The sequence below is a fragment of the Ruegeria sp. HKCCA6707 genome (assembly GCF_013033515.1).
Lineage (GTDB): Bacteria > Pseudomonadota > Alphaproteobacteria > Rhodobacterales > Rhodobacteraceae > Ruegeria.
Genome location: NZ_WQEG01000024.1, coordinates 1 through 2,500, shown reverse-complemented (window position 1 = coordinate 2,500; position 2,500 = coordinate 1). Strand labels below are relative to the sequence as shown.

The following is a 2,500-nucleotide window of genomic DNA, read 5'->3' as shown; positions in this document are numbered from 1 at the left end:
AATAGGGCGTATGAGTTCGTGGGATCAGACCCGAAACCGAGTGATCTAGGCATGGCCAGGCTGAAGGTAAGGTAACACTTACTGGAGGGCCGAACCCACATCTGTTGAAAAAGATCGGGATGAGCTGTGCCTAGGGGTGAAAGGCCAATCAAACTCGGAGATAGCTGGTTCTCTGCGAAATCTATTTAGGTAGAGCGTCATCCGAATACCCCGGGGGGTAGAGCACTGGATGGGTAATGGGGCCCCACAGGCTTACTGATCCTAACCAAACTCCGAATACCCGGGAGTACTAGATGGCAGACACACTGCGGATGCTAACGTCCGTAGTGGAGAGGGAAACAACCCTGACCTACGACTAAGGCCCCCAATTCATGGCTAAGTGGGAAAGCAGGTGGGACGACCAAAACAACCAGGAGGTTGGCTTAGAAGCAGCCATCCTTTAAAGATAGCGTAACAGCTCACTGGTCTAAATAAGTTGTCCTGCGGCGAAGATGTAACGGGGCTCAAGCCATGAGCCGAAGTCTAGGGATGCGTAAGCATCGGTAGCAGAGCGTAGTGTGACATAAGATTTATCCTCTTTAGCGTTCTTCGGAGCGCCATGGAGGATCTGAATCTTTTCGATGAAGCGGGCGCGTGAGCGATCCCGTGGAGAGATCACTAGTGAGAATGATGACATGAGTAGCGACAAAGAGTGTGAGAGACACTCTCGCCGAAAGTCCAAGGGTTCCTGCTTAAAGCTAATCTGAGCAGGGTAAGCCGGCCCCTAAGCCGAGGCCGAAAGGCGTAGGCGATGGGAATCAGGTTAATATTCCTGAGCCAGGAGGATGTGACGGATTGCAGGTGTAGTTCAACCTTATCGGATTGGTTGGGCTGCTGAGCAGTTCCTGGAAATAGCCCTCCATCAGACCGTACCCTAAACCGACACAGGTGGACTGGTAGAGCATACCAAGGCGCTTGAGAGAACGATGTTGAAGGAACTCGGCAAAATACCTCCGTAAGTTCGCGAGAAGGAGGCCCGGTTCCTAGGCAACTAGGGGCTGGGGGCACAAACCAGGGGGTGGCGACTGTTTATTAAAAACACAGGGCTCTGCGAAGTCGCAAGACGACGTATAGGGTCTGACGCCTGCCCGGTGCCTGAAGGTTAAAAGGAGAGGTGAGAGCCTTGAATTGAAGCCCAGGTAAACGGCGGCCGTAACTATAACGGTCCTAAGGTAGCGAAATTCCTTGTCGGGTAAGTTCCGACCTGCACGAATGGCGTAACGACTTCCCCGCTGTCTCCAACATCGACTCAGCGAAATTGAATTGCCTGTCAAGATGCAGGCTTCCCGCGGTTAGACGGAAAGACCCCGTGCACCTTTACTACAGCTTCGCACTGGCATCAGGCACAACATGTGCAGGATAGGTGGTGGGCTTTGAAACCGGGACGCCAGTTCCGGTGGAGCCTCCCTTGAGATACCACCCTTGTTCTGCTTGATGTCTAACCGCGGTCCGTTATCCGGATCCGGGACCCTGCGTGGCGGGTAGTTTGACTGGGGCGGTCGCCTCCTAAAGCGTAACGGAGGCGCGCGAAGGTTGGCTCAGAGCGGTCGGAAATCGCTCGTTGAGTGCAATGGCAGAAGCCAGCCTGACTGCAAGACTGACAAGTCGAGCAGAGTCGAAAGACGGCCATAGTGATCCGGTGGTCCCGAGTGGAAGGGCCATCGCTCAACGGATAAAAGGTACGCCGGGGATAACAGGCTGATACTGCCCAAGAGTCCATATCGACGGCAGTGTTTGGCACCTCGATGTCGGCTCATCTCATCCTGGGGCTGGAGCAGGTCCCAAGGGTACGGCTGTTCGCCGTTTAAAGAGGTACGTGAGCTGGGTTTAGAACGTCGTGAGACAGTTCGGTCCCTATCTGCCGTGGGTGTAGGAGACTTGAGAGGAGTTGCCCCTAGTACGAGAGGACCGGGGTGAACGATCCACTGGTGGACCAGTTGTCGTGCCAACGGCAGTGCTGGGTAGCTATGATCGGACAGGATAACCGCTGAAGGCATCTAAGCGGGAAGCCCCCCTCAAAACAAGGTCTCCCTGAGGGCCGTGGAAGACCACCACGTCAATAGGCCGGAGATGTAAGCGCAGTAATGCGTTCAGTTGACCGGTACTAATCGCCCGATAGGCTTGATTTGATCCAGTAATGGAAAGACAAGACCAGAAGCATACACCAACCTTGACAATGGACAGCGCGTGCCAACGCAAACGGCACTGTTGATTGACTATACAACCGAGTGGCAACGCGCCTTTGCAAGCAAAGACGCTGCCTGCCACCCGTCGCTTTCTTGCTTCGCAAGAAAGTCGACATGGGCTTTTCCTCGGTTTGGTGGTCATAGCGCAAGTGAAACACCCGGTCCCATACCGAACCCGGAAGTTAAGCACTGCCGCGCCAATGGTACTTGGGCTTAAGCCCCGGGAGAGTAGGTCACCGCCAAACCTAGTAAAAGCCCAAACCTCTCTAATACGA

Annotated in this window: 2 rRNA genes (1 of these 2 cut by a window edge); both read left to right on the top strand. The window is 54.4% G+C overall.

What is annotated here, in order from left to right:
• Window positions 1-2,168: ribosomal RNA gene (locus tag GOW40_RS21945) — 23S ribosomal RNA — on the top strand; it begins 662 nt to the left of the window's first position.
• Window positions 2,169-2,355: 187 nt separating this feature from the next.
• Window positions 2,356-2,470 (top strand): 5S ribosomal RNA (rrf, locus tag GOW40_RS21940).
• Window positions 2,471-2,500: the final 30 nt, after the last annotated feature.